Genomic DNA, 22,485 nt, shown 5'->3' with positions numbered 1-22,485 from the left:
AGGCGCCGCGATCTGGGAGGATCGGGCCATGGCACGCCCCACACCCCTGTCCGGATTCCCCGAATGGCTCCCCGACGGCCGGATCGTCGAGCAGCACGTCCTCGACCGGCTGCGCCGCACCTTCGAGCTGCACGGGTTCGCGGGCGTCGAGACGCGCGCGGTCGAGCCGCTCGACCAGCTGCTGCGCAAGGGCGAGACGTCCAAGGAGGTCTACGTCCTGCGCCGCCTCCAGGAGGACCCGAAGCCGGACGCCGCCGCGGACCAGGACAAGGCGCTCGGGCTGCACTTCGACCTCACCGTGCCCTTCGCCCGGTACGTCCTGGAGAACGCCGGCCGCCTGGCCTTCCCCTTCAAGCGCTACCAGATCCAGAAGGTCTGGCGGGGCGAGCGGCCCCAGGACGGGCGCTTCCGTGAGTTCGTGCAGGCCGACATCGACGTCGTCGGCGCCGGCGAGCTCCCGTACCACTTCGAGGTCGAGCTCCCGCTGGTCATGGCCGAGGCGCTCGGGTCCCTGCGCGACGTGGGCGTGCCCGAGGTCCGGGTGCTCGTGAACAACCGCCGGGTGGCGGAGGGCTTCTACCGCGGGATCGGGCTCGAGGACGTCGAGGGGGTGCTGCGCGCCATCGACAGGCTCGACAAGATCGGAGCCGACGCCGTCGCCGCGGAGCTCGTCGCCGTGTGCGGGGCCTCGCCGGAGCAGGCCCGCGCGTGCCTCGACCTGGCCGCGATCCACGGCGCCGACGCCTCCGTCGTCGACGAGGTGCGGGCGCTCGCGGACGTGCACGGCGCGGCCAACGAGCTGCTCGAGCAGGGCCTCGGCGAGCTCGGCGCGCTCATGGCCGTCGCGGCGGTGCGCGCCCCGGGGGTCGTCGTCGCCGACCTGAAGATCGCCCGCGGCCTCGACTACTACACGGGCTCGGTCTACGAGACGGTGCTCGTCGGTCACGAGCAGCTCGGCTCCATCTGCTCGGGGGGCCGGTACGACACGCTCGCCTCGGACGGCAAGAACACCTACCCCGGAGTCGGGCTCTCGGTCGGCGTCTCGCGGCTCGTCTCGCGGCTGCTGGGCGCGGGCCTGGTCCGAGCGACCCGGTCCGTGCCCGCCGCGGTCCTGGTCGCCGTCACCGACGAGGAGCACCGCGCGCAGTCCGACGCCGTGGCCGCGGCCCTGCGCGCCCGGGGGATCCCGTGCGACGTGGCGCCGACGGCCGCGCGGTTCGGCAAGCAGATCCGCTACGCGGACCGCCGCGGGATCCCGTTCGTCTGGTTCCCGGGCGCGGTGGACGACGACGGGGTGCGGGGTCCGGACCAGGTCAAGGACATCCGCTCGGGCGAGCAGGTCGACGCCGACCCGGCGGCGTGGGCGCCGCCCGAGCAGGACCTGTGGCCCGGGCTCGAGCCGGCCGGCGCCTGAGCGTCCCCGTCCTGGCCGGCCCTACCCGGCCAGGAGGGCGCGCGGGCCGGTGAGCCAGCCGCCCGCCGCCCCGCCGGCGAGCACCGCGGCGACGACGCCGAGGACGGCGAGACCCGCGACGACGTCGCCCGCCGTGAGGGGAACGGGGTGCGCCACCGTGCGCGGACCCGAGCCGAGCCCGCGCGACTCCAGCGCCACGGAGATCCGCTCGGCGCGGCGCACCGCGCCGACCAGGAGCGCGAAGGTCGCCGAGGCCAGGGCCCGTCCCGAGCGGGGCAGCCGGCCCGGCCTGCGCCGCGGGTCGCGGACGGCCTGGGCGCGCCGGATCGCCCGCCACTCCTGCGGGAGCTGCTCGAGCACGCGCAGGCCGGCGAGCACGGCGTAGGTCGCGGCCGCCGGGAGGCGGGCGTGCTGGTGCAGGCTGGTCATCAGCCGCACCGGGTCCGTGGTCGCTACGAGGACGACGGAGACGGTCCCGAGGTACAGGGTGCGCAGCGCGAGCGACGTGGCGACCGCCAGAGCACCGGAGGTCACCTCGACGGGACCGAGCGTCGCGAGCACGTCGCCCGACGCGCGCAGCAGCACGTTGGCCACGAACAGCGAGACCGCGAACCCCGCCAGCGCGGCGTGCGCCAGCGCGAGGTCGCGGGGCGCGACCCGGGCCGCGGTCAGCGCGCCGGCCACCGCGAGGAGCCACAGCACCGCCGGGGTCACGGGGTCCGTGACGAGCATCGCCGTGGCCGCCGCGACGAGGAGCGTCGTGAGCCGGACGGTCGGGTTCCAGCGGGCGGCGGCCGACGTGCGCGCGTCGCGCCGGGCGCGCCCGGCGGCCGTGGGAGCGGTCGGGGCGGTGGCGGTCATCGCGCGGCTCCCGCGGGACGCTGCGCGCGCTCGACCGCGGCGTCGAGGCCGTCCAGCAGCGCGCGCAGCGGGGGCCGGGCCGCAGGTGCGGTGCCGGCCCACCACGACAGCAGCGCGCCCGGGACGAGGCCGGCGCGGGCGAGCAGGGCGGCGTCGGCGAGCACGGCGTCGGTCGGGCCCAGGGCGAGGGGCCGCCCGCCCGCCAGGACCAGGACCCGGTCGGCGTGCTGGGCGACGAACGTCAGGTCGTGGCTGACGAGCACGACACCGCCGCCCGACGCCGCGACCTCCCGCAGAGCACGCCCGGTCGCCGCGCTCCCGGCCCGGTCGAGCCCGAAGGTCGGCTCGTCGGCCAGGAGCACGTCGCCCGGCAGGACGACGGCGGTGGCCAGGGACAGGCGGCGCTGCTGACCGCCGGAGAGCCGGTACGGCGAGCGGTCCGCGACGTCCGCGAGGCCGAAGCGGTCGAGGGCCGCGCACACGGCACGGTCGACGGCCTCGGGCGCCAGCCCGGCGCGCCGCGGGGTCCACGCGACCTCGTCGGCGACGGTCCGGGCGAGGAGCTGGTGCTCGGGGTGCTGCACGACCATCGCGACGCGGCCCGTCTCGAGGGCCCCGCGGGTCTCCTCGAGGCCCGCCAGGCCGTGCAGGAGGGTCGACTTGCCGGACCCGTTGACCCCGACGACGGCGACCACCTCCCCGCCGCGCAGGGTGAGGTCGACGCCGTCGACCACGGGCGGGCGGCCCGGTCCGCGGCCGCCGGCGCGGCGCCCGCGACGCCGCCCGCCACGCGGCCCGCCGAGGTGCACGGCGAGCCCCTGGGCGCGCAGCACGGTCCGCGGGGCGACTGTGCCACCCGTGGGGTCCGCCTCGCCCGGAGGCGCCGTGGATCCGGGGAAGACCGTGGACCCGGCGCCGGCCCGCGCGACGTCGGCGAGCCAGGCGTCCGTGCGCGGGTCGCCGAGCGGGGCGGGCGCCCCGGCGAGGGCGAGCAGGTGCTCGAGCGGGAGCCAGCACCCGGCGCGGGCCAGCCCTGCGGCGTGCTCGCCGAGCACCGCGCCCGTCGGTCCGAACGCGACGAGGCGGCCCGCGTCGAGGACGGCGGTGAGGGCGGGCAGCGGGCGGAGGTCGTCCAGGCGGTGCTCGACGACCAGGCACGCCGTCGGCCCGGCGGCCAGCCCCCCGACGAGGGCGCCCACCTCGCGTGCCCCGGCGGGGTCGAGGAGGGCGGTCGGCTCGTCGAGCAGGAGCACTGCAGGGTCCGGGGCGACGGCGGCGGCGACCGCGACGCGCTGGCACTCGCCGCCGGACAGCTCGCCCGTGCGCCGCCCGGCGAGCGGCGCGGCCCCGACCCGGGCGAGCGCGCGCGCCGCGGCACCGGGGACGAGCGCGGGGTCCCAGGCGCGGTTCTCCAGGGCGAGCTCGACCTCGGCGTCGACCCGGTCGAGGCACACCTGGGCGAGGGGGTCCTGCTGGACGAGCCCGAGCGAGCGCGAGGTCGCCCGCGGCCCGTCCGCCCAGGACGCGCCGCCCGCGACGTGCACGGTCCCGCCGACGTCCGCGTCGACGGTGTGCGGGACGACGCCGGCGAGGGCCGCCACGAGCGTCGACTTGCCGGACCCGGAGGGCCCGACGACGAGCACCCCCGCCCCGGACGGGACCGTGAAGGAGACCTCGCGCAGGACCGGTCCCGCCGCGCCCGGGTACGTCACGGTGAGACGGTCGACGACGAGGGCGGCGCCGGTCCCGTCCGGTCCGGCCGCGCTCATCGCCCGGACCGGGCGCGGTCGGCGCGCAGGCGCGCGGCGCGACCGATGGCGTGGTTGTCGAGGACCCCCGCGCGGAGCAGGCCGTCGCCGAGCAGGCGCGCCGCGACGCCGGACAGCAGCACGCAGGACACGACCTGCACGGCCAGGCGCACGACCACGAGGTCCTGGCCGAGGTAGCCGTAGGTCACGCACTGGTAGGCGAACGTGACGACGGCGGCGCTCACGCCGGACGCGACGAACACGCCCCAGCCGTAGCGCCGGTAGCGGGTCAGGGCGAAGGGCAGCTCGGCACCCACGCCCTGGACGAGCCCGCTCAGCAGGACCGCGGGGCCGAACGGTGAGCCGAACACCACGAGCTCGACCGCGGCGGCGAGCAGCTCGGCGCCGATGCCGGCGAGCGGGCGCCGCACGATGTGCAGGGCGAGCGGCGCGACGACGATCCACGCGCCCGCGAGGACGTTCTCGCCCAGGGTCGCGAACGGTCCCAGCGCCAGGCTCAGCGGCGCGTACACCTGGTCGGCGACCCAGAAGACGAAGCCGAACGTCACGGCGAGGACGGCGAGCAGGACCGTCGTGTGCAGGCCGCTCGCCCGCCGTGCGACCAGTGCCGGCGCAGGCACGTGTGCCGGGTCGTCCGTCGGGGGTGCGCCGTTCGTGCTCGCCGGGCTGCGTCGCGCCATGGGTGCTCCTCGGACGGCCCGGGGGTGGCGCACGGCCGCGCCGGCGGCGCCCGCGTGCACACCGCGGGGGCGCGCACAGGGACGGCCGAGCGTCGCCCTGCTCCCTTCGCTGGTACGAACCAGATCAGGTTCCACGGGTCAGCGGACTCTCCGCTCTCTCAGCGCCGTGCGGCGCTCCCCGGGGGCTTGTGGCGACCACGCTAGGGCCCCCCACCGTGAGCTGCAACGTCACCGGGCGCCGTTGACACCGACTCGAACACGTGTTCGACTGACGGTCGTGCGCGAGTGCCGCGCGAACGGTCGAGGGGACCAGGTCAGGAGCACGCATGCGGTGGGACGGGCAGTCCGTGACGGCGGACGACGGTGCGCTGCCCGGGCTGGGGCGGGCGGGCCTCGGGCGCACCGTGACGACGCCCGACTTCGCCGGCGTCACGTTCCACGAGGTCCTGGCCCGCAGCGCCCTGAGCAAGGTGCCGGGGGAGTCGCTGCCGTTCCGGTGGACCGTGAACCCCTATCGGGGCTGCCTGCACCGGTGCGTGTACTGCTTCGCGCGCCCGACCCACCGCTATCTCGACCTCGACCCGGGCGACGACTTCGACCGGCAGATCGTCGTCAAGACGAACGTCGCCGAGGTGCTGCGGGCGGAGCTCTCGCGGCCGTCGTGGTGCCACGAGCCTGTCGCGCTGGGCACGAACACCGACCCCTACCAGCGGGCGGAGGGCCGCTACCGGCTGATGCCCGGCATCGTCGACGCGCTGGCGTCGTCGGGCACGCCGTTCTCCGTGCTGACGAAGGGCACGCTGCTGCGCCGGGACCTGCCGACCCTCGCGGACGCGGCACGCGAGGTGGACGTGCGGGCGGCCGTCTCGGTCGCCGTCCTCGACCCGGAGCTCCAGCAGTCCCTGGAGCCCGGGACCCCGACGGCGCGGGCTCGCCTGGACCTCGTGCGCGCGGTGCGCGACGCCGGGCTGCCGTGCCGGGTGATGGTCGCGCCGGTGCTGCCCTGGCTCACCGACTCGACGGCGCACCTCGAGGGCCTGCTCGACCAGGTCGTCGCGGCGGGCGCCACGGGGGCGACGGTCCTGCCGCTCACCCTGCGGCCCGGCGCCCGCGAGTGGTTCCTCGCGTGGCTCGCTCGGGAGCGACCGCGGCTGGTGGCCGGCTACCGGAGGGTCTACGGGTCGGGCACCACCGCGAGCCGGGGGTACCGCTCCTGGCTCGCGGCGCGGGTGCGCCCTCTGCTCGCCGCCCGCGGGCTGGACCGCGACACCGAGGAGGGCGCGCCGCGGTTCGTGCCGCGAGACCCGGCGCGCTCGGGGCGTCCGGCCCCGCGCGCCGCGCCCGCGGGCCCGACGCTGTTCTGAGCGGTGCCGGCTGAGCGGCGCCGGCTGCGCGGTGCCGCGTCGCGGGCGCCGGGCGGCGCGCTCAGCCCTGCGCGAGGCGCGCGGGGAAGCCCCCGGTCGCGACCGGGCCCCAGCGCTCGATCGTCACGCGGACCAGCGACTTGCCCTGGTCCACCATCGCGCGCCGGTACTCGTCCCAGTCGGGGTGCTCCCCGGAGATGCTGCGGAAGTAGTCGACGAGGGGCTCGACGGAGTCCGGCGGGTCGAGCACCTCGGCCGTGCCGTCGACCTGCACCCAGGGGTCGGAGAAGTCGGCGCCCAGCAGGCACAGCGACGCCCGGGGGTCGCGGCGCAGGTTCACGGCCTTCGCCCGGTCCGGGTAGGTCGAGACGACGACGCGGCCCTCGGCGTCGACCCCGTAGGTCACCGGGCTCATCTGGGGGCCGCCGTCGCGGCGGTAGGTGAGCAGGATCGCGTCGGTGCGCGTGCGGGCGAGCTCGAGCAGCCCCGCGCGGTCGACGCGGTCTGCGGTGGCGATACGGCGGGCCATGGGAAAAACCTCCGGTCTCGGGTGCCTGCACAGACTAGACTGGTGCGGTCCCGCGACCCGCGCACCCGTCCGGTGCCGCGACCCGCGGGCGGACCATCCCCGAACGTCCCCGGAAGGAATCCTTCGTGCTGCGCACCCACACGGCCGGCTCACTGCGGGCCGAGCACATCGGTCAGACCGTCACCCTCACCGGATGGGTCGACCGGCGTCGCGATCACGGGGGAGTGGCGTTCATCGACCTGCGGGACGCCTCGGGCATCGCCCAGGTCGTCGTCCGCGACGAGGCGGTCGCCCACCCGCTGCGCAACGAGTTCGTCCTGCAGGTGACGGGCGAGGTCTCCCGCCGCCCCGACGGGAACGAGAACGCCAACCTCCCCACGGGCGAGGTCGAGGTCGTGGTGAGCGACGTCGTCGTCCTCAACGAGTCGGCACCGCTGCCCTTCCAGGTGTCCACGGCGCTCGAGGGCACCGAGACCGTCGGCGAGGAGGCGCGCCTGCGCCACCGGTATCTCGACCTGCGCCGCCCGGCGCCGGCGCGGGCGATCCGGCTGCGCTCGAAGGCCAACCAGGCCGCCCGCCGGGTCCTGGACGCGCAGGAGTTCGTGGAGATCGAGACCCCGACCCTGACGCGCTCGACCCCCGAGGGGGCCCGCGACTTCCTGGTGCCCGCGCGCCTGGCGCCGGGCTCGTGGTACGCGCTGCCCCAGTCGCCGCAGCTGTTCAAGCAGCTGCTCATGGTCTCCGGGATGGAGCGCTACTACCAGATCGCGCGCTGCTACCGCGACGAGGACTTCCGCGCCGACCGGCAGCCGGAGTTCACCCAGCTCGACGTCGAGATGAGCTTCGTCGAGCAGGACGACGTCATCGCGCTGGGCGAGAAGATCCTCGTCGCCCTCTGGGACCTCATCGACGTGGAGGTCCCGACGCCGATCGAGCGGATCACGTTCGCCGACGCCATGCGGCTGTACGGGTCCGACAAGCCCGACCTGCGTTTCGCGAACCCCATCGTCGAGCTCACCGAGTACTTCGCCCAGACCCCCTTCCGGGTGTTCCAGGCGCCGTACGTCGGCGCCGTGGTCATGGCCGGCGGCGCCTCCCAGCCCCGCCGGCAGTTCGACGCCTGGCAGGAGTGGGCCAAGCAGCGCGGGGCCCGCGGCCTCGCCTACGTGACGTTCGCCGCCGACGGCACGCTCGCCGGCCCGGTCGCCAAGAACCTCTCGGACGCCGAGCGCGAGGGGCTCGCCGCCGCGACCGGGGCGCAGCCCGGCGACGCCGTCTTCTTCGCCGCCGGCAAGGTCACCGAGTCCCGGACGCTCCTCGGCGCCGCTCGCGTGGAGATCGCGCGCCGCACCGGCCAGATCGACGAGAACGCGTGGTCGTTCGTGTGGGTGGTCGACGCGCCGCTGTTCAAGCCGACCGGCGAGGACGACGACGTGGCGGTCGGGGACGGGGCGTGGACCGCGGTGCACCACGCCTTCACCTCGCCGACGCCCGAGTGGATCGACCGGTTCGAGGAGGCTCCGGGCGAGGCGCTCGCCTACGCCTACGACATCGTCTGCAACGGCAACGAGATCGGCGGCGGGTCGATCCGTATCCACCGGCGCGACGTCCAGCAGCGGGTCTTCGAGGTCATGGGGATCGGCGAGGCCGAGGCCCAGGAGAAGTTCGGGTTCCTGCTCGACGCGTTCGCGTTCGGCGCGCCGCCGCACGGTGGCATCGCGTTCGGGTGGGACCGGATCGTCGCGCTGCTCACCGGGGCGGAGTCGATCCGCGACGTCATCGCCTTCCCGAAGTCGGGCGGCGGTTTCGACCCGCTGACGCAGGCGCCGGCGCCCATCACGCCCGAGCAGCGCAAGGAGGCCGGCGTCGACGCGAGGCCCGCGTCCGGCACGCCCCCGCAGCTGACGCAGCAGGAGCAGGCGACGCTCGGCGGCGACCCTGCCTGAGCCGGCTCGCGCGGTCGCACCGCCCCGGGGTGCGGGGCCCCTCGGGGGCCTCGCACCCCGTTGGCGTGCGCACCCGTGGGTGCGGGTCGAGGGGGCGAGGCGCGACGTCCGCGCGACCTGGAGCAGCCCCGGCGCGTGCCTCCTGCTGGCCGCGGCCGTCGAGCCGTCGCGCCCCGGCGGCGCCGCGCCCGGCTGGCCCACGCCCGGCGGACGCAGCGGACCGGACCGCCTGGCCCTGTGGGCGCTCGGGGAGCCCGAGGCCGCGGCGGAGCTGATCCTCGCGGTCGCCCGCGCCGGCGGGCTGCCGGGGCCGGACGACGCTGCGCAGGTCGTGGGCGGGTGCGTCCCCCGCGGCACGGCGACCCTCGACGTCCTCGAGCCGACGCGGGCGGGTGCGCCGCCCCTGCCGGAGATCCTCGGGCGCCCGGCCACGTCCGCGTGGGACTGGTGGTCCACGACGACGCCGCCGGCGTGGGCCGGTGCGGCGGGCGGCCCCGCGGCTCGTGAGCTCTCGGGCGACGCGGACCGCGCGGCGGTGCTCGGCGCCCTCGCGGCGGGGAACCCCGGTGCCGAGCTCGACCCGACCGACCTCGCCACCCGGTGGTGGGGGGTGCGGTCCGCGGCCACCGGGGAGCTGCTGTCCGTCGCGGGGGCCTCGGTGCACCCGGCGGGGTGGGAGATCGGTGGCGTCGCGACCGTGCCGCACGCGCGTGGCGCGGGGCTGGGGTCCGCCGTCGTGGCCGGTGCGGCGGCCGTCGCGCTCGCCCACGCCCCGTACGCCACGCTCGGGATGTATGCCGACAACGACGCCGCGCGGGCCGTCTACGCGAGGCTCGGGTTCGTCGTCGGGCAGGAGTTCGCGGGGTGGCGGGTCCGGGTCAGTGGCGCAGGGCGACCCGGTCCGTCAGGCGGCGCACCGGGGCGGGCGCCCACCACGCCGTCCGCCCCAGCACCGTGAGGGTGGCCGGGACCAGCAGGAGACGCACCAGGGTGGCGTCGACGAGCACGGCGACCGCGAGCGCGAAGCCGACCTCCTTGATCACCAGCAGGTCCCCGGCCACGAAGCCGGCGAACACGACGACGATGATGGCCGCGGCGGACGTGATGATGCGGCCCGAGCGCTGCAGTCCCGCGCGGACCGCCTCGTCCGGCCCGACGCCCGCGTCGTGCAGCTCCTTGACGCGCGAGAGCAGGAACACCTCGTAGTCGGTCGCGAGACCGAACGCGAAGGCGACCACGAGGGCGACGACGTAGGTCTCGATGCCGCCCACGGGGTCGAACCCGAGCAGCCCGGACAGGTGGCCGTCCTGGAAGACGAGCACGAGGACGCCGAGGCTCGCGGCGAGCGAGAGGGCGTTGGTCACCAGCGCCTGGACCGGGATGACGACCGACCCCGTCATCAGCAGCAGCAGCACGAACGTGGCGATCACGACGATCCCGAGCGCCCACCACACCCGCTCGTGCATGGCATCGACGAAGTCGATCTGCCCGGCGGCCTGGCCGCCCACCCACGTCTCGAAGGGGGCGTCGAGGGCGCGGACGTCGCGCACGGCCTGCTCCGCGGCCGCGCCGCCCGCGTCGTCGGTGTCCAGGTAGACGCTCACGACGCTCGTCGAGGCGCCCGGCGCGGTGGCGCTCGCCGCGGAGACGTGGTCGACGCCGTCGACCTTCTCGACGTCGGCGGCCCAGGCGTCGGCGGCCTCGGGCGTGGAGTCCGTGACGACGAAGAGCTCGGGGCTGGGGGCGTACTGCTCGTCGAGGGTCTCCACGAACTCGCGCTGCGGGGCGTCCGCGGGCAGGAGCGCGATGGTGGTGTTGCGCATCTGCAGGCCGAGCAGCGGCAGCGCGAGCAGGACCAGGAGGGCGACCGACCCGACGAGCACGGGCCAGCGCCGGCGCTGGACCCACCCGGCGAGACGCGAGAACGCGCCCACGTCGGTGGTGACGTCGGACGTGCGGTGCACGAGCCGGCGCAGGCCGGGGACCCTGCCCAGGGCGCCGGGGCGGGCGAGGCGCCGCCCGCTGAGCACCAGCAGCGCGGGGACGAGGGTCAGGGCTGTCGCGGCGGCGATCACCACGACCGCGCACCCGGCGGCGCCGATCGAGCGCAGGATGTCCGGGCTGAAGACGGTCAGGCCCGCGATCGAGATCGCGACGATCAGCGCGGAGAACGCGACGGTGCGCCCGGCGGAGCCCATGGTCCGCTCCAGCGCCGTGTGCACGACGTCGTCCCCGCGCCGCCGGCGCCTCGGGGGCAGCGCGCCGCCGTCGATCGCGGCGTGCAGCTCCTCGCGGTAGCGGGAGACGACCAGCAGCCCGTAGTCGACGGACAGGCCCAGGCCGAGCAGGGTGACGACGTTGACGACCGACGCGTCGACCTCGAACCAGTACGTCATGCCGAACAGGACGCCGAGCCCCGCGCCGATCGAGGCGATCGCACCGACGAGGGGCATCGCCGCCGCGAGGAACCCGCCGAAGACGAGCACCATGATCACCAGTGCGACGGGCAGCGCCACGGCCTCCCCGGTGCGCAGGTCCTGCTGCACCTGCCCGGTGATCGCCTCGACGATGAGGTCGTTGCTGCCGACCAGGCCCGTCGCGCCCGGCGCGACGTCCTGCAGGTCGGAGTCGACGGCGTCGAGGCGGTCGACGACGGCCGCGCTGTCCTGGGCGAGCGCGTCGTCGTCCAGGTCCGCGTCGAGGGTGACCTCGACCACGAAGCCGTGGCCGTCCTTCGCGAGGAGGCTCGCCGCAGCCGGGTTGTCGAGCCCCTCGGGCAGCACGTACGGGTCGATGACCGTGTCCACGCCGTCGAGCGCGCGCAGGTCGTCCGCGACGCCGGACATGACCGTGGCGACGTCCGCGTCCGCCGGGTCGACGCCGTCGACCAGCAGGGTGATCGACTCGCCGTCGTCCGCACCGGCGGAGACCAGCTCGTTCGCGTGCGCGCTCTGCGACCCCGGCACCGTGGGCTCGCCCGTCGTGATGCGGTCGAAGAGGTTCTGGCCCTGCACGCCGAGCAGCGCGAGGGCGAACCCCGCGACGGCGAGCACGGCCCACACGACGACGGTGGTGCGGGGGCGGCGGGCGACACGACGTCCGAGGGTCTCGAGCACGACGCCAGCATGCCATCTCGGTGCGGCCGACGAGGCGCGCGTCCGGCCGGGGTCCGGTGGTGTCGGTGGGCTTCCGTAGGCTCGTGCCATGGATCTGTTCGAGTCCACGACGACCGGCGCGCACGGCACGCCCAGCCCGGCGCCCGGCGCGCCGCTGGCCGTGCGGATGCGCCCGGCGTCCCTGGACGAGGTCGCGGGGCAGGAGCACCTGCTCGCCCCGGGCTCGCCGCTGCGTCGCCTCGTCGAGCCCGCCGGGCCGGGGCAGCGGCGCGCCGCGCCCGGGTCCGTGATCCTCTGGGGGCCGCCCGGCACCGGCAAGACGACGCTCGCGTACGTCGTCGCGGCGACGTCCGGGCGACGCTTCGTGGAGCTCTCGGCGGTCACCGCCGGTGTGCGGGACGTGCGCGCCGTCGTGGAGGACGCGCGCCGCCGGCTCGCGGCCGGCGGGGAGGAGACCGTCCTCTTCGTCGACGAGGTGCACCGCTTCTCGAAGTCCCAGCAGGACGCCCTGCTGCCCAGCGTGGAGAACCGCTGGGTCACGCTCGTCGCCGCGACGACGGAGAACCCCAGCTTCTCGGTCAACTCGCCGCTGCTCTCTCGCTCGCTGCTGCTGACCCTGCAGCCGCTCGGGACCGAGGACGTGCGCGCGCTCGTGCGGCGGGCGGTCGCCGACGAGCGAGGCCTCGCGGGGGAGGTGCGCCTCGCGCAGGACGCGGAGGAGCACCTGCTGCGGCTGGCCGGCGGGGACGCCCGCAAGGCCCTGACGATCCTCGAGGCGGCGGCGGGCTCGGTCCTCTCGGCGGGCCCGGTCGTCTCGGCGGGCTCCGACGACGGTGCGCCGCCGCTGGTGGACCTCGCCGCCGTCGAGCGCGCCATCGACGTCGCTGCCGTGCGGTACGACCGCGACGGGGACCAGCACTACGACGTGATCAGCGCCTTCATCAAGTCCGTGCGCGGCTCCGACGTGGACGCCTCCCTGCACTACCTCGCTCGGATGATCGCCGCCGGGGAGGACCCGCGCTTCATCGCGCGGCGGATCATCATCTCGGCCGCCGAGGACGTCGGGCTCGCCGACCCCAGCGCGCTGCAGACGGCGGTCGCGGCCGCCCAGGCCGTCGCGATGATCGGCATGCCGGAGGCCCGCATCGTGCTCGCCGAGGCCGTGGTGCACCTCGCCACCGCCCCCAAGTCCAACGCGGCGTACCTCGGCATCGACGCGGCGCTCGCGGACGTGCGGGCGGGCCGCGCCGGCTCCGTGCCGGCGCACCTGCGCGACGCGCACTACGCGGGGGCGAAGGGCCTCGGGCACGGCAAGGGCTACCGGTACGCGCACGACGCGCCGCACGCCGTAGCGTCCCAGGCCTACCTGCCCGAGGAGCTGGCCGGAGCGCGCTACTACGAGCCCAGCGACCGCGGTTTCGAGCGGTCGGTCGGCGAGCGGCTCGCGCGGGTGCGCGAGATCCTCGCCCGCGCCGACGGCACCCCGCCCGTGCGCTAGACTGGTGCGGTTGCCGTCCTCGGCAGCTCCCTGGGACCTCGGCCCCCTGATCGCCGCGCACCTCACGAGCGTGCGCACGACGGCGGTCCATCGGCTGGTCCCGCACCCGGCGGCACCTGCGCCGTCCCGGGTGTGACGTTCGATCCACACGACAGGAGAGGTATCTCTGTGACTTCCGTGACGCGTTCGCGCCGCCAGGTTCGCCTGAGCCGCGCGCTGGGCATCGCCCTGACTCCCAAGGCCGTCAAGCACTTCGAGAAGCGTCCGTACCCCCCGGGCGAGCACGGCCGCGCCCGTCGCCGCACCGAGTCGGACTACGCGGTCCGTCTGCGCGAGAAGCAGCGTCTGCGCGCCCAGTACATGCTCCGCGAGAAGCAGCTCGCCCGGGCCTACGAGGAGGCCCGCAAGGACTCCGGCCTGACCGGTGAGGCGCTCGTCGAGACGCTCGAGACGCGCCTGGACGCGCTGGTGCTCCGCGCCGGCTTCGCCCGCACGATCCTCCAGGCCCGCCAGGGCGTGGTGCACCGCCACATCCTCGTCGACGGCAAGATCGTGGACCGCCCCTCGTTCAAGGTGAAGCCGGGCCAGACGGTCCAGGTCAAGCCGAAGAGCCAGGCAACGACGCCGTTCCAGGTCGCCGCGGCCGGCGCGCACCGCGACGTGCTCCCCGCCGTCCCGGGCTACCTCGACGTCCAGCTCGAGAAGCTGAGCGCCTCCCTCGTGCGCCGCCCCAAGCGCGCCGAGGTCCCCGTGCAGTGCGAGGTCCAGCTGGTCGTCGAGTACTACGCCCGCTGACCCACCCGCTCGACCGGCCGCGTGGAACCCCCCGGCGGCCATGAGCACCACCACGAGACGCCCCGTGACGGGACGTGGCCACCGCCCGGCGGTGACCGCGTCCCGGCCGGGGCGTCTCGTGCACGGGCGGTAGTGTTCCGTCCGGACCGCGGCGAGGCACGCCGTCGGGCACCTCATCGGACGAAGGAGCGCAGGCCATGGTCGGAGACATCGCTGGACTCGTGGCGGCGATCGCGTTCGTGCTGCTGGTCGGCGCGCTCGCGATCCCGCTCGTCAAGCTCGGACGGTTCTTCGACGAGGCGACGGCGAGCGTCAAGGAGGCCACCCAGCACACCGTGCCGATCCTCGACGAGGCCGCGCAGACCATCGTCTCCGCGAACTCCCAGATGGAGAAGGTCGACACGATCACCACCTCGGCGGCGCAGGTCAGCGCGAACGTCTCCGCGCTGTCGGGCCTCTGGGCGGCGACGCTCGGGCGCCCGCTGGTCAAGGTCGCCGCGTTCAGCTACGGCGTGCGCCAGGCGTTCGCGAAGGCCTCCGGCGCCGCGCGCGGGACCGGCGGCCACGCGGCGACCGACGCCGAGACCGGGGCGGGACACTGATGCGGCGCCTGTTCTGGGTCGGCGTCGGGGTCGGGGTGACCGTCGTCGTCGTGGTCAAGGGCCGGCAGGTCGCCGCGCGGTTCGCGCCCTCGGCGGTCGTCGACGCGGCCACGGGGCGCCTGGACGACGCCGGGGCGCGGGGGCTCGAGCTCGTGCGCGTCTTCCGCACGGAGTTCGGCGAGGCACGCGCACGGCGGGAGGCCGAGCTGCGCGCCTCGCTGCTCGCCGAGGGTCAGGTCCCCGCCGAGCCCGCGTCCGCCCGCCACCGCCGCGCGGCAGCCGAGCACGACGAGGACCTCCTCGGCTACTCGTTCTTCTAGGCTTGACCAGGTGGGCCACGGGGCCCGCTGCCGGGCCACGCCGCCGTCCACCGAGCGCACCCTCACCCGTCACGAAGCACAACCGACCGAAGGACACCATGCGTACCGCCGAGATCCGCAAGCGTTGGCTCGACTTCTTCGCCGAGCGCGAGCACACCGTCGTCCCCTCGGCGTCGCTGGTCTCGCCCGACCCGTCGATCCTGTTCACCATCGCGGGCATGGTGCCGTTCATCCCGTACATCCTCGGGACCGAGCAGGCCCCGTGGCCGCGCGCGACGAGCGTCCAGAAGTGCCTGCGGACCAACGACATCGAGAACGTCGGGCGCACCACGCGCCACGGCACGTTCTTCCAGATGAACGGCAACTTCTCCTTCGGCGACTACTTCAAGCGCGAGGCCATCGACTTCGCCTTCGAGCTGATCACGGCGCCCGTCGACCGCGGCGGCTACGGGCTCGACGGCGACCGGCTCTGGGTCACGACCTGGGACCAGGACGAGGAGGCCTACGACGCGCTCGTGCACGGCGTCGGGCTCGACCCGCGCCACGTCGTGCGCCTGCCGCGCGAGGAGAACTTCTGGGACACGGGCCGGCCCGGGCCCGCGGGCCCCTGCGCGGAGTGGCACTACGACCGCGGTCCGGAGTTCGGGCCCGAGGCGACCGGCGGCACGGTCGACCCGGGCGGGGACCGCTACCTCGAGTTCTGGAACCTCGTCTTCGACCAGTACGAGCGCGGCGAGGGCCTCGGCAAGAGCTACCCGCTGCTCGGCGAGCTCGAGCACAAGAGCATCGACACCGGCGCCGGCCTCGAGCGTCTGGCGTACCTGCTCCAGGGCAAGCAGAACATGTACGAGATCGACGAGGTCTTCCCCGTCCTCGAGGCGGCCGCCGAGATGTCCGGCCGCCGCTACGGCGCGGACCCGGAGGACGACGTGCGCCTGCGCGTCGTCGCCGACCACGTGCGCTCCGCGCTGATGACCATCGGCGACGGCGTACGCCCCTCCAACGAGGGCCGCGGCTACGTCCTGCGCCGCCTGATCCGCCGCTCCGTGCGCGCCATGCGGCTGCTGGGCGTCGAGGACGAGGCGCTGCCGCACCTGTTCCCGGTCTCGCGCGACGCCATGGCGCCGTCATACCCGGAGGTCGCCGAGGGCTTCGAGACGATCGCCCAGGTCGCCTACGCCGAGGAGGACGCGTTCCGGCGCACCCTCGTCGCCGGGACGACCATCCTCGACACCGCCGTCGCGCGGGCGAAGGAGTCCGTCGGGACCGGGGGCTCCGCGAGCGCGGTGCTCGGCGGCGCCGAGGCGTTCGCGCTGCACGACACTTACGGGTTCCCGATCGACCTGACCCTGGAGATGGCCGCCGAGCAGGGCGTCGAGGTCGACGAGAAGGCGTTCCGCTCGCTCATGGCCGAGCAGCGCGCCCGCGCCCGCGCCGACGCGCTCGCCAAGCGCACCGGGGGAGCCGACCTCGGCGCCTACGAGTCGGTCGAGAAGCAGCTCTCCGCGCCCGTGCAGTTCCTCGGGTACACCCAGGACCACGCCGCGGTCACCGTCACCGGCCTGATCGTCGACGGCGTGCCCGCGCCCGCGGCGACGGCCCCGGCGGACGTCGAGGTCGTCCTCGACCGCACCCCGTTCTACGCGGAGGCCGGCGGCCAGCTCGCCGACCAGGGCAGCATCGTGCTCGACGGCGGCGCGACCATCGAGGTCGACGACGTCCAGCGCCCGGTCAAGGGGCTGTCCGTGCACCGCGGCCGGCTGACCGAGGGGACCGTGGCGCTCGGCGACCCGGGCACGGCGCAGATCGACCGCGAGCGGCGCGTGGCCATCAGCAAGGCGCACTCGGCCACGCACATGATCCACAAGGCGATCCACGAGTCGCTGGGCACGGACCACACGCAGGCAGGCTCGGAGAACGCCCCCAGCCGCATCCGGTTCGACTTCCGCTCGAGCGGGGCGGTGCCCGCGGGGGTCCTTTCGGAGATCGAGGAGCGCGTCAACACCCGCCTCGCGGACAACCTCGAGGTCACCGACCGGGTGATGCCGATCGCCGACGCCAAGGCGCTCGGGGCCATGGCGCTCTTCGGGGAGAAGTACGGCAACGAGGTGCGGGTCGTCTCGATCGGCGACGACTGGTCGCGCGAGCTGTGCGCCGGGACCCACGTGCGCCAGACCGGCCAGCTCGGTCTCGTGACGCTCCTCGGGGAGTCGTCGATCGGGTCCGGCGTGCGCCGTGTCGACGCCCTCGTCGGCTCCGGCGCGTACGGGTTCCAGGCCAAGGAGCACGCCCTCGTGGGCCAGCTCTCCGGGCTGCTCAACGTGCGCCCTGACGAGCTGCACACGCGCGTCGGCTCGCTGGTCTCGCGCCTGAAGGACGCCGAGAAGGAGCTCGCGACGCTCCGCCAGGGCCAGCTCCTGGCCCAGGCGCAGACGCTCGCCGCCGGCGCGCAGGAGGTCTCGGGCACGCGCGTCGTCGTGCACGACGCCGGCGAGGTGGCCTCGGCCGACGACCTGCGCGCCCTCGCCCTGGACGTGCGTGCGCGGCTCGGCGAGTCCGGGCCGGCCGTCGTCGCCGTCGGCGGCGCGAGCAAGGGCCGCCCGCAGGTCGTCGTGGTCACGAACGCCGCGGCCCGCGCCGCGGGGGTGCGGGCCGGGGCGCTCGCCAAGGGCGCCGCGGGCGTCCTCGGCGGCGGCGGCGGCGGCAAGGACGACATGGCGCAGGGCGGCGGCACCGACGTCGCGGCGCTGCCGGCAGCGCTCGCCGGCGTGCGGGACGCCCTGTCCGCGTGAGCGGGACGGACCCGTCGGGCGAGACGCCCGCCGCGGGGCGCCGGCGCAAGCCGCGCACCCCGCGCGTCGGCGGCGGCGACCGCTCGCGCCAGGGCGGTGCCCCGTCGGGCGCGGTCCCCGAGGCGGTGGCCGCGGAGCCGGTGGCCGCGGAGCCGGTGGCGCCGGAGCCGGTGGTCCCCGAGCCGGTGGTCCGGGGCGTGCGGCTGGCGGTCGACGTCGGCGCCGTGCGGGTGGGGCTCGCGGCGAGCGACCCCGACGGCCTCGTCGCGACCCCGGTCGAGACGCTCGCCCGGGACACGACGACGTCGTCCGGCACGCCGACGGACGTCGCGCGCGTCGTCGCGGAGGTCGCGGCGCGCGACGCCGCGGTCGTCTACGTGGGCCTGCCCCGCCACCTGTCGGGTCGCGAGGGCGAGGCCGCCCGGCACGCGCGCGCCTACGCGCGCCGGCTGGCGCGGCTCGTGGCGCCCGTGCCGGTGCGCCTGACCGACGAGCGTCTCTCGTCCGTCAGCGCCCACCGCGCGCTGCGCGAGTCGGGTCGGGCAGAACGGACACACCGGTCTGTCGTCGACCAGGCCGCAGCCGTTATCATTCTGCAATCGGCACTTGACGTCGAGCGTGCGCAGGGGCAACGTTCGGGCGAGCCCGTCGGCCCGTGAGGGACCCGATCAGGTGCGACGCCCGCCGGGCCACCCGGTGGGCACGACCACGACAGACTTCAGGAGGACGGCGCCGGTGAGCGATCTGTTCGCGGGGACCTCGACGGTCGACCGGACCGAGGCGGTGCCGAGCCGCTCCGAGGCGCAGCGGGCGCGTCGGGCCAGGAAGCGCCGGGCGCAGCGCCGGCGCAGGACCGCCTTCCTGCTGCTGGTGCTCCTGGTGTTCCTCGCCGTGGTGGGCTGGTTCCTGCGCGAGCAGGTGCTCTCGTTCATCGACGACGTCAAGCCCGCCGCCGCCCAGGACTACCCGGGCCCCGGCGACGACCCGGTGGACGTGACCATCAAGCCCGGCGACTCGGGCACCGTCATGGCCCAGGAGCTCGTGGCCTCCGAGGTCGTCGAGAGCACCGCCGCGTTCACCGAGGCGTTCGGCGCGAACCCCGGCTCGTCGTCGATCCAGCCGGGGACGCACGAGATGCTCACGCACATGAAGGCCTCGGACGCCGTCGAGCGGCTCGTCGCCAACGAGAACCGCGTCGAGACCAAGCTGACGATCCCCGAGGGGTACACGGTCGAGCAGATCCTCGACCGGGCGACGTCGGTCACCGGCGTCTCCCGCGACCAGTTCGACGCGGCGATGAAGGACACCGACGCGACCGGACTGCCCGCCGTCGCGCACGGCAAGTACGAGGGCTGGCTCTTCCCGACCACCTACGTCCTGGACGCCGACGCCGACGCGGCGTCGATCGTCAAGGACATGGTCACCCAGACGACGCTGCAGCTGCAGGACGCGGGCGTGGCCGAGAAGGACCAGGAGAAGGTGCTCAACGAGGCCTCGCTCGTCGAGCGCGAGGCCAAGGACCCCGACGACCGGCCCATGATGGCGCGGGCGATCGACAACCGCCTCGACCAGGACATGCCGCTGCAGATCGACGCGTCCGTGGCCTACGGCCTCGACAAGCCGGGCACGGAGCTGACCAGCGCGGACCTCAAGGACGAGTCGAACCCGTACAACACGTACGTGCACACGGGCCTGCCGCCGACGCCGATCGCGTCACCGGGACGGGCGTCGATCGACGCGGTCGTGCACCCGGCGGACGGTGACTGGATCTTCTGGACGGCCGTCAACCTCGACACGGGGGAGACGAAGTTCGCGTCCACCTACGCCGAGCACCAGAAGAACGTGGACGAGCTGCGCCAGTGGCAGGCGGCGAACGGCGGGTGAGCGCACGCGCCGTGCGCCGGGCCGCGGTGCTCGGCCACCCCGTCGCGCACTCGCTGTCGCCGCTGCTGCACCGCGCGGCCTACGCCGCGCTCGGGCTCGAGGGCTGGGAGTACGGGCGCCACGACGTCACGGAGGAGTCCCTGCCGGGGTTCGTCGCAGCGCTGGACGAGACCTGGGCGGGGCTGAGCCTGACGATGCCGCTCAAGCAGGCGGTCCTGCCGCTGCTCGACTCGGTCGACCCGCTCGCGGAGGTCGTCGGTGCGGTCAACACCCTCCTGCTCTCCGCCCGCCTGCGCGTCGGGGTCAACACCGACGTGCACGGCGTGGTCGCCGCGCTGCGCGAGGGCCTGGGATCCCGGCCGGTGCGGACCGCCGTCGTGCTGGGGGCGGGCGCGACCGCGGCATCGAGCCTCGCGGCGCTGGCCGAGCTGGGCTGCACCGCGCCGCGCGTCCTGGTCCGCTCGCTGGCCCGCACCGGCGACCTGCGGTCCGCGGCGCACCGGATGGGCGTGACGCCGTCCTTCGAACGCCTCGACCGCGCGGTCGAGCGCGTCGCGACGGCCGACGCCGTCGTCTCCACGATGCCCCGGTATGCGGCCGACCCGATCGCCCAGGGGCTGGGCGATCGGGTCGACGGGGTGCTGCTCGACGTCGTCTACGACCCGCGCCCGACGGCGCTGTCGCGGGCGTGGGCCGCCGCGTGCGGCACGGTCGTGGGCGGCGAGCGGATGCTCCTGCACCAGGCGGCCGAGCAGGTGCGCCTGATGACGGGCAGCGACGCGCCGCTGGCGGCGATGGACGGGGCCCTCGAGGCGGAGCTGGCGGCGCGGGCGACCGCCTGACTCCGGCTCAGACGAGTGCGGCCGCCGGGCCGAGCACGGCGCCCACGGCGGCGCCGAGGGCCATGCAGGGCCCGAACGGGATCGCGGTGCGGCGCGTCGCACGGCCGGCGACGACCAGCGCGAGAGCGACGAGCCCGCCCACCAGGAACGCCGCCGCCCCGCCGAGCAGCAGGGGCGTCCAGCCGAGCCAGGCGAGGTGGGCGCCGACGGGCGCGGCGAGCTTCACGTCGCCGAGGCCGAGCCCGCCGGGAGCGGCGAGCGCGAGGCCCAGGTACACCGCCGCGAGGACGGTCCCGCCCAGCGCCGCGCGGCCCAGCGCGGCAGGCTCGCCGCCCGCGAGCGCCGCGAGGGCGAGCAGCGAGGCCCCCGCGACGGCCGCGGGCAGCACGACCGCGTCCGGGAGGCGGTGCGTGCGGGCGTCCACGACGGACAGAGCGCCGAGCGTCGCGGCGAGCAGCACGAAGGCGGGGGTCTGCCAGGCCAGGCCGGACCACACGGCCGCGGCGGCGGCGGCCAGGCACGCCACCACGAGAGCCGGCGTGCGGTGCGGCGCGAGCTCGGCGCGGGCACGAGCGGCCCGTCCGGCAGCCCACCCGACGGCGAGCCGCGCCGCGCGTGGCACGAGGCCCGGGTCGCCCGGGGTGCGCACCGCCGAGGGGGCGTGCTCCGTCGTCGTCCCCCGTGCCGTCATGGCGCGACGGTAGCGGCCCGGCGACCCGGGCGTCGTCCGTCGTCCACAGGCTCCCGGGGGCTCGCCGGCCGCCGCGGCGCGTGCGTCCGCGCGGCGCCGGGGCGCCGCCGTCCCGCGGTGCGGTCGCGGGGCGTCGGCCCGCGACGGACGTGGGAAGATCGTGCCCATGCTTCGGTGGTTGACCTCAGGTGAGTCGCACGGCGAGGCGCTGGTCGGGATCCTCGAGGGTCTCCCGGCGGGCGTCGAGCTCCAGATCAAGGACGTGCAGGACGCGCTCGCGCGCCGCCGCCTCGGCTACGGCCGGGGCGCGCGGATGAAGTTCGAGCAGGACGCGGTGCGGGTGCTCGGGGGGCTGCGCCACGGGCTGACGCAGGGCGGCCCGCTGGCCGTCGAGATCGCGAACACCGAGTGGCCCAAGTGGGTCGACGTGATGTCGGCCGACCCGGTGCCGGCGCAGTCCCTGCAGGTCGACGCCGGCACGGGGGACGTGCGGGAGATCGCGCGCAACCGCCCGCTGACCCGGCCCCGCCCGGGGCACGCCGACCTGGTCGGCATGCGCAAGTACGCCTTCGACGACGCCCGGCCGGTCCTGGAGCGGGCCTCCGCGCGCGAGACGGCGACGCGGGTCGCGCTCGGTACCGCCGCGGCGCGGTTCCTCGAGCAGGCACTCGGGGTGCGGCTCGTGGCCCACGTGGTGGCCGTCGGTCCCGTGGAGGTCCCGGAGGACGCCGCGCTCCCGACGCCCGACGACGTCGCGGCGCTCGACGCCGACCCGGTGCGCTGCCACGACGCCGCGACGTCGGCCGCGATGGTCGCGGAGATCGACGACTGCCACAAGGCCGGCGACACCCTCGGCGGTGTCGTCGAGGTGCTCGCCTACGGGGTACCGACCGGGCTCGGGTCGTACGTGCACGCCGACCGCCGGCTCGACTCGCGCCTCGCCGGGGTACTCATGGGCATCCAGGCGATCAAGGGCGTGGAGGTCGGCGACGGCTTCCGCACCGCGCGTCGGCGCGGCTCCGCGGCGCACGACGAGATGGTCCGCGAGGACGGCGGCATCCGGCGCCTGTCCAACCGTGCGGGCGGGCTCGAGGGTGGCATGACCAACGGCGAGGTGCTGCGGGTGCGCGCCGCGATGAAGCCGATCTCCACGGTCCCGCGCGCGCTGCGCACGGTCGACACCGCGTCCGGCGACGAGGCCGTCGCCCAGCACCAGCGCTCGGACGTGTGCGCCGTCCCGCCCGCGGCCGTCGTCGCGGAGGCGATGGTCGCGCTCGTCCTCTCCCAGGCCGTCCTCGAGAAGTTCGGCGGCGACTCGGTCGAGGAGGTCCGGCGCAACGCGCTGGCCTACCTCGCCGCGATCCCCGAGCTGCAGCGCTGAC

Annotated in this window: 19 protein-coding genes and 1 riboswitch; of the genes, 13 read left to right on the top strand and 6 right to left on the bottom strand. The window is 75.7% G+C overall.

The genetic code is table 11. The features are described from left to right. Positions 1-28 precede the first annotated feature (28 nt). Positions 29-1,414: a histidine--tRNA ligase gene (hisS, locus tag EDF32_RS11535; protein ID WP_123308674.1), complete on the top strand. Its 1,386-nt coding sequence runs from the start codon at positions 29-31 to the stop codon at positions 1,412-1,414. Positions 1,415-1,435: 21 nt separating this feature from the next. Here hisS and EDF32_RS11530 read toward each other — a convergent pair whose 3' ends face one another. Genes EDF32_RS11530 through EDF32_RS11520 form a run of 3 tightly spaced genes read right to left on the bottom strand, consistent with a single transcriptional unit; the run spans position 1,436 to position 4,724 of the window. Then, the gene (locus tag EDF32_RS11530; RefSeq protein ID WP_123308673.1) at positions 1,436-2,275 is read right to left on the bottom strand and encodes an energy-coupling factor transporter transmembrane protein EcfT; all 840 of its coding nucleotides are present in this window, start codon (positions 2,273-2,275) and stop codon (positions 1,436-1,438) included. Then, entirely contained in the window at positions 2,272-4,044 is a 1,773-nt protein-coding gene (locus EDF32_RS11525; RefSeq protein WP_123308672.1) for an ABC transporter ATP-binding protein, read from the bottom strand. The genes EDF32_RS11530 and EDF32_RS11525 overlap by 4 nt, the downstream gene beginning before the upstream one ends. Further along, complete coding sequence (locus tag EDF32_RS11520) at positions 4,041-4,724, bottom strand: ECF transporter S component (RefSeq protein WP_123308671.1); 684 nt, start codon at positions 4,722-4,724, stop codon at positions 4,041-4,043. The genes EDF32_RS11525 and EDF32_RS11520 overlap by 4 nt, the downstream gene beginning before the upstream one ends. Before the next feature lie 82 nt (positions 4,725-4,806). Continuing rightward, positions 4,807-4,915, bottom strand: a riboswitch (TPP riboswitch). 135 nt (positions 4,916-5,050) lie between these two features. On the opposite strand from EDF32_RS11520, the gene EDF32_RS11515 reads away from it, so the two are divergent. Next, a complete protein-coding gene (locus EDF32_RS11515) occupies positions 5,051-6,088 on the top strand; it encodes an Rv2578c family radical SAM protein (RefSeq protein ID WP_123308670.1) in 1,038 nt (345 codons plus the stop codon). A 61-nt stretch (positions 6,089-6,149) separates the two neighbouring features. On the opposite strand, the gene EDF32_RS11510 is transcribed toward EDF32_RS11515, so the two are convergent. Continuing rightward, on the bottom strand, positions 6,150-6,617 hold the full coding sequence (locus EDF32_RS11510) for a PPOX class F420-dependent oxidoreductase (RefSeq protein WP_123308669.1): 468 nt from the start codon (positions 6,615-6,617) through the stop codon (positions 6,150-6,152). A gap of 125 nt (positions 6,618-6,742) precedes the next feature. Between EDF32_RS11510 and aspS the strand changes: the two genes are divergently transcribed. Together aspS and EDF32_RS11500 are read left to right on the top strand one after the other, a co-directional pair. After that, positions 6,743-8,563 carry an aspartate--tRNA ligase gene (gene aspS / locus EDF32_RS11505; protein WP_123308668.1) on the top strand — a complete coding sequence of 607 codons (1,821 nt, stop codon included), beginning with the start codon at positions 6,743-6,745 and terminating at the stop codon, positions 8,561-8,563. Between the two features lie 79 nt (positions 8,564-8,642). Further along, positions 8,643-9,521, top strand: a complete 879-nt coding sequence (locus EDF32_RS11500) for a GNAT family N-acetyltransferase (protein WP_123308667.1) — start codon at positions 8,643-8,645, stop codon at positions 9,519-9,521. Here EDF32_RS11500 and EDF32_RS11495 read toward each other — a convergent pair. Further along, a complete protein-coding gene (locus EDF32_RS11495) occupies positions 9,442-11,679 on the bottom strand; it encodes an MMPL family transporter (protein ID WP_233565876.1) in 2,238 nt (745 codons plus the stop codon). The two genes, EDF32_RS11500 and EDF32_RS11495, sit on opposite strands and share 80 nt — an antisense overlap. Positions 11,680-11,767: 88 nt before the next feature. On the opposite strand from EDF32_RS11495, the gene EDF32_RS11490 reads away from it, so the two are divergent. The 8 genes from EDF32_RS11490 to EDF32_RS11455 all read left to right on the top strand — a co-directional run bounded on the left by EDF32_RS11490 (position 11,768) and on the right by EDF32_RS11455 (position 20,412). Then, positions 11,768-13,177 (top strand): replication-associated recombination protein A, encoded by a 1,410-nt coding sequence (locus EDF32_RS11490; RefSeq protein WP_123308665.1) that lies wholly within the window; start codon positions 11,768-11,770, stop codon positions 13,175-13,177. A 168-nt stretch (positions 13,178-13,345) separates the two neighbouring features. After that, entirely contained in the window at positions 13,346-13,972 is a 627-nt protein-coding gene (rpsD, locus tag EDF32_RS11485) for a 30S ribosomal protein S4 (protein ID WP_123308664.1), read from the top strand. 197 nt (positions 13,973-14,169) lie between these two features. After that, positions 14,170-14,574, top strand: coding sequence for a DUF948 domain-containing protein (locus EDF32_RS11480; protein WP_123308663.1), 405 nt, complete (start codon positions 14,170-14,172; stop codon positions 14,572-14,574). Then, positions 14,574-14,894, top strand: a complete 321-nt coding sequence (locus EDF32_RS11475; RefSeq protein ID WP_123308662.1) for a hypothetical protein — start codon at positions 14,574-14,576, stop codon at positions 14,892-14,894. Before EDF32_RS11480 ends, EDF32_RS11475 begins: the two co-directional genes overlap by 1 nt. 98 nt (positions 14,895-14,992) lie before the next feature. After that, complete coding sequence (gene alaS / locus EDF32_RS11470; RefSeq protein WP_123308661.1) at positions 14,993-17,686, top strand: alanine--tRNA ligase; 2,694 nt, start codon at positions 14,993-14,995, stop codon at positions 17,684-17,686. Between the two features lie 170 nt (positions 17,687-17,856). Then, on the top strand, positions 17,857-18,345 hold the full coding sequence (ruvX, locus tag EDF32_RS11465) for a Holliday junction resolvase RuvX (protein ID WP_123308749.1): 489 nt from the start codon (positions 17,857-17,859) through the stop codon (positions 18,343-18,345). A 76-nt stretch (positions 18,346-18,421) separates the two neighbouring features. After that, complete coding sequence (mltG, locus tag EDF32_RS11460; protein WP_123308660.1) at positions 18,422-19,570, top strand: endolytic transglycosylase MltG; 1,149 nt, start codon at positions 18,422-18,424, stop codon at positions 19,568-19,570. Next, a complete protein-coding gene (locus EDF32_RS11455) occupies positions 19,567-20,412 on the top strand; it encodes a shikimate dehydrogenase (protein ID WP_123308748.1) in 846 nt (281 codons plus the stop codon). Before mltG ends, EDF32_RS11455 begins: the two co-directional genes overlap by 4 nt. A 7-nt stretch (positions 20,413-20,419) precedes the next feature. On the opposite strand, the gene EDF32_RS11450 is transcribed toward EDF32_RS11455, so the two are convergent. Continuing rightward, complete coding sequence (locus tag EDF32_RS11450) at positions 20,420-21,103, bottom strand: A24 family peptidase (protein WP_158614092.1); 684 nt, start codon at positions 21,101-21,103, stop codon at positions 20,420-20,422. Positions 21,104-21,269: 166 nt separating this feature from the next. Between EDF32_RS11450 and aroC the strand changes: the two genes are divergently transcribed. Continuing rightward, positions 21,270-22,484: a chorismate synthase gene (aroC, locus tag EDF32_RS11445; RefSeq protein WP_123308658.1), complete on the top strand. Its 1,215-nt coding sequence runs from the start codon at positions 21,270-21,272 to the stop codon at positions 22,482-22,484. The last annotated feature ends 1 nt before the right edge of the window (position 22,485 follow it).

This window comes from Cellulomonas sp. PhB143 (assembly GCF_003752595.1).
GTDB lineage: Bacteria > Actinomycetota > Actinomycetes > Actinomycetales > Cellulomonadaceae > Paraoerskovia.
Note: the sequence above shows the minus strand (reverse complement) of the source record. Positions and strands in the feature narration are given on the sequence as shown.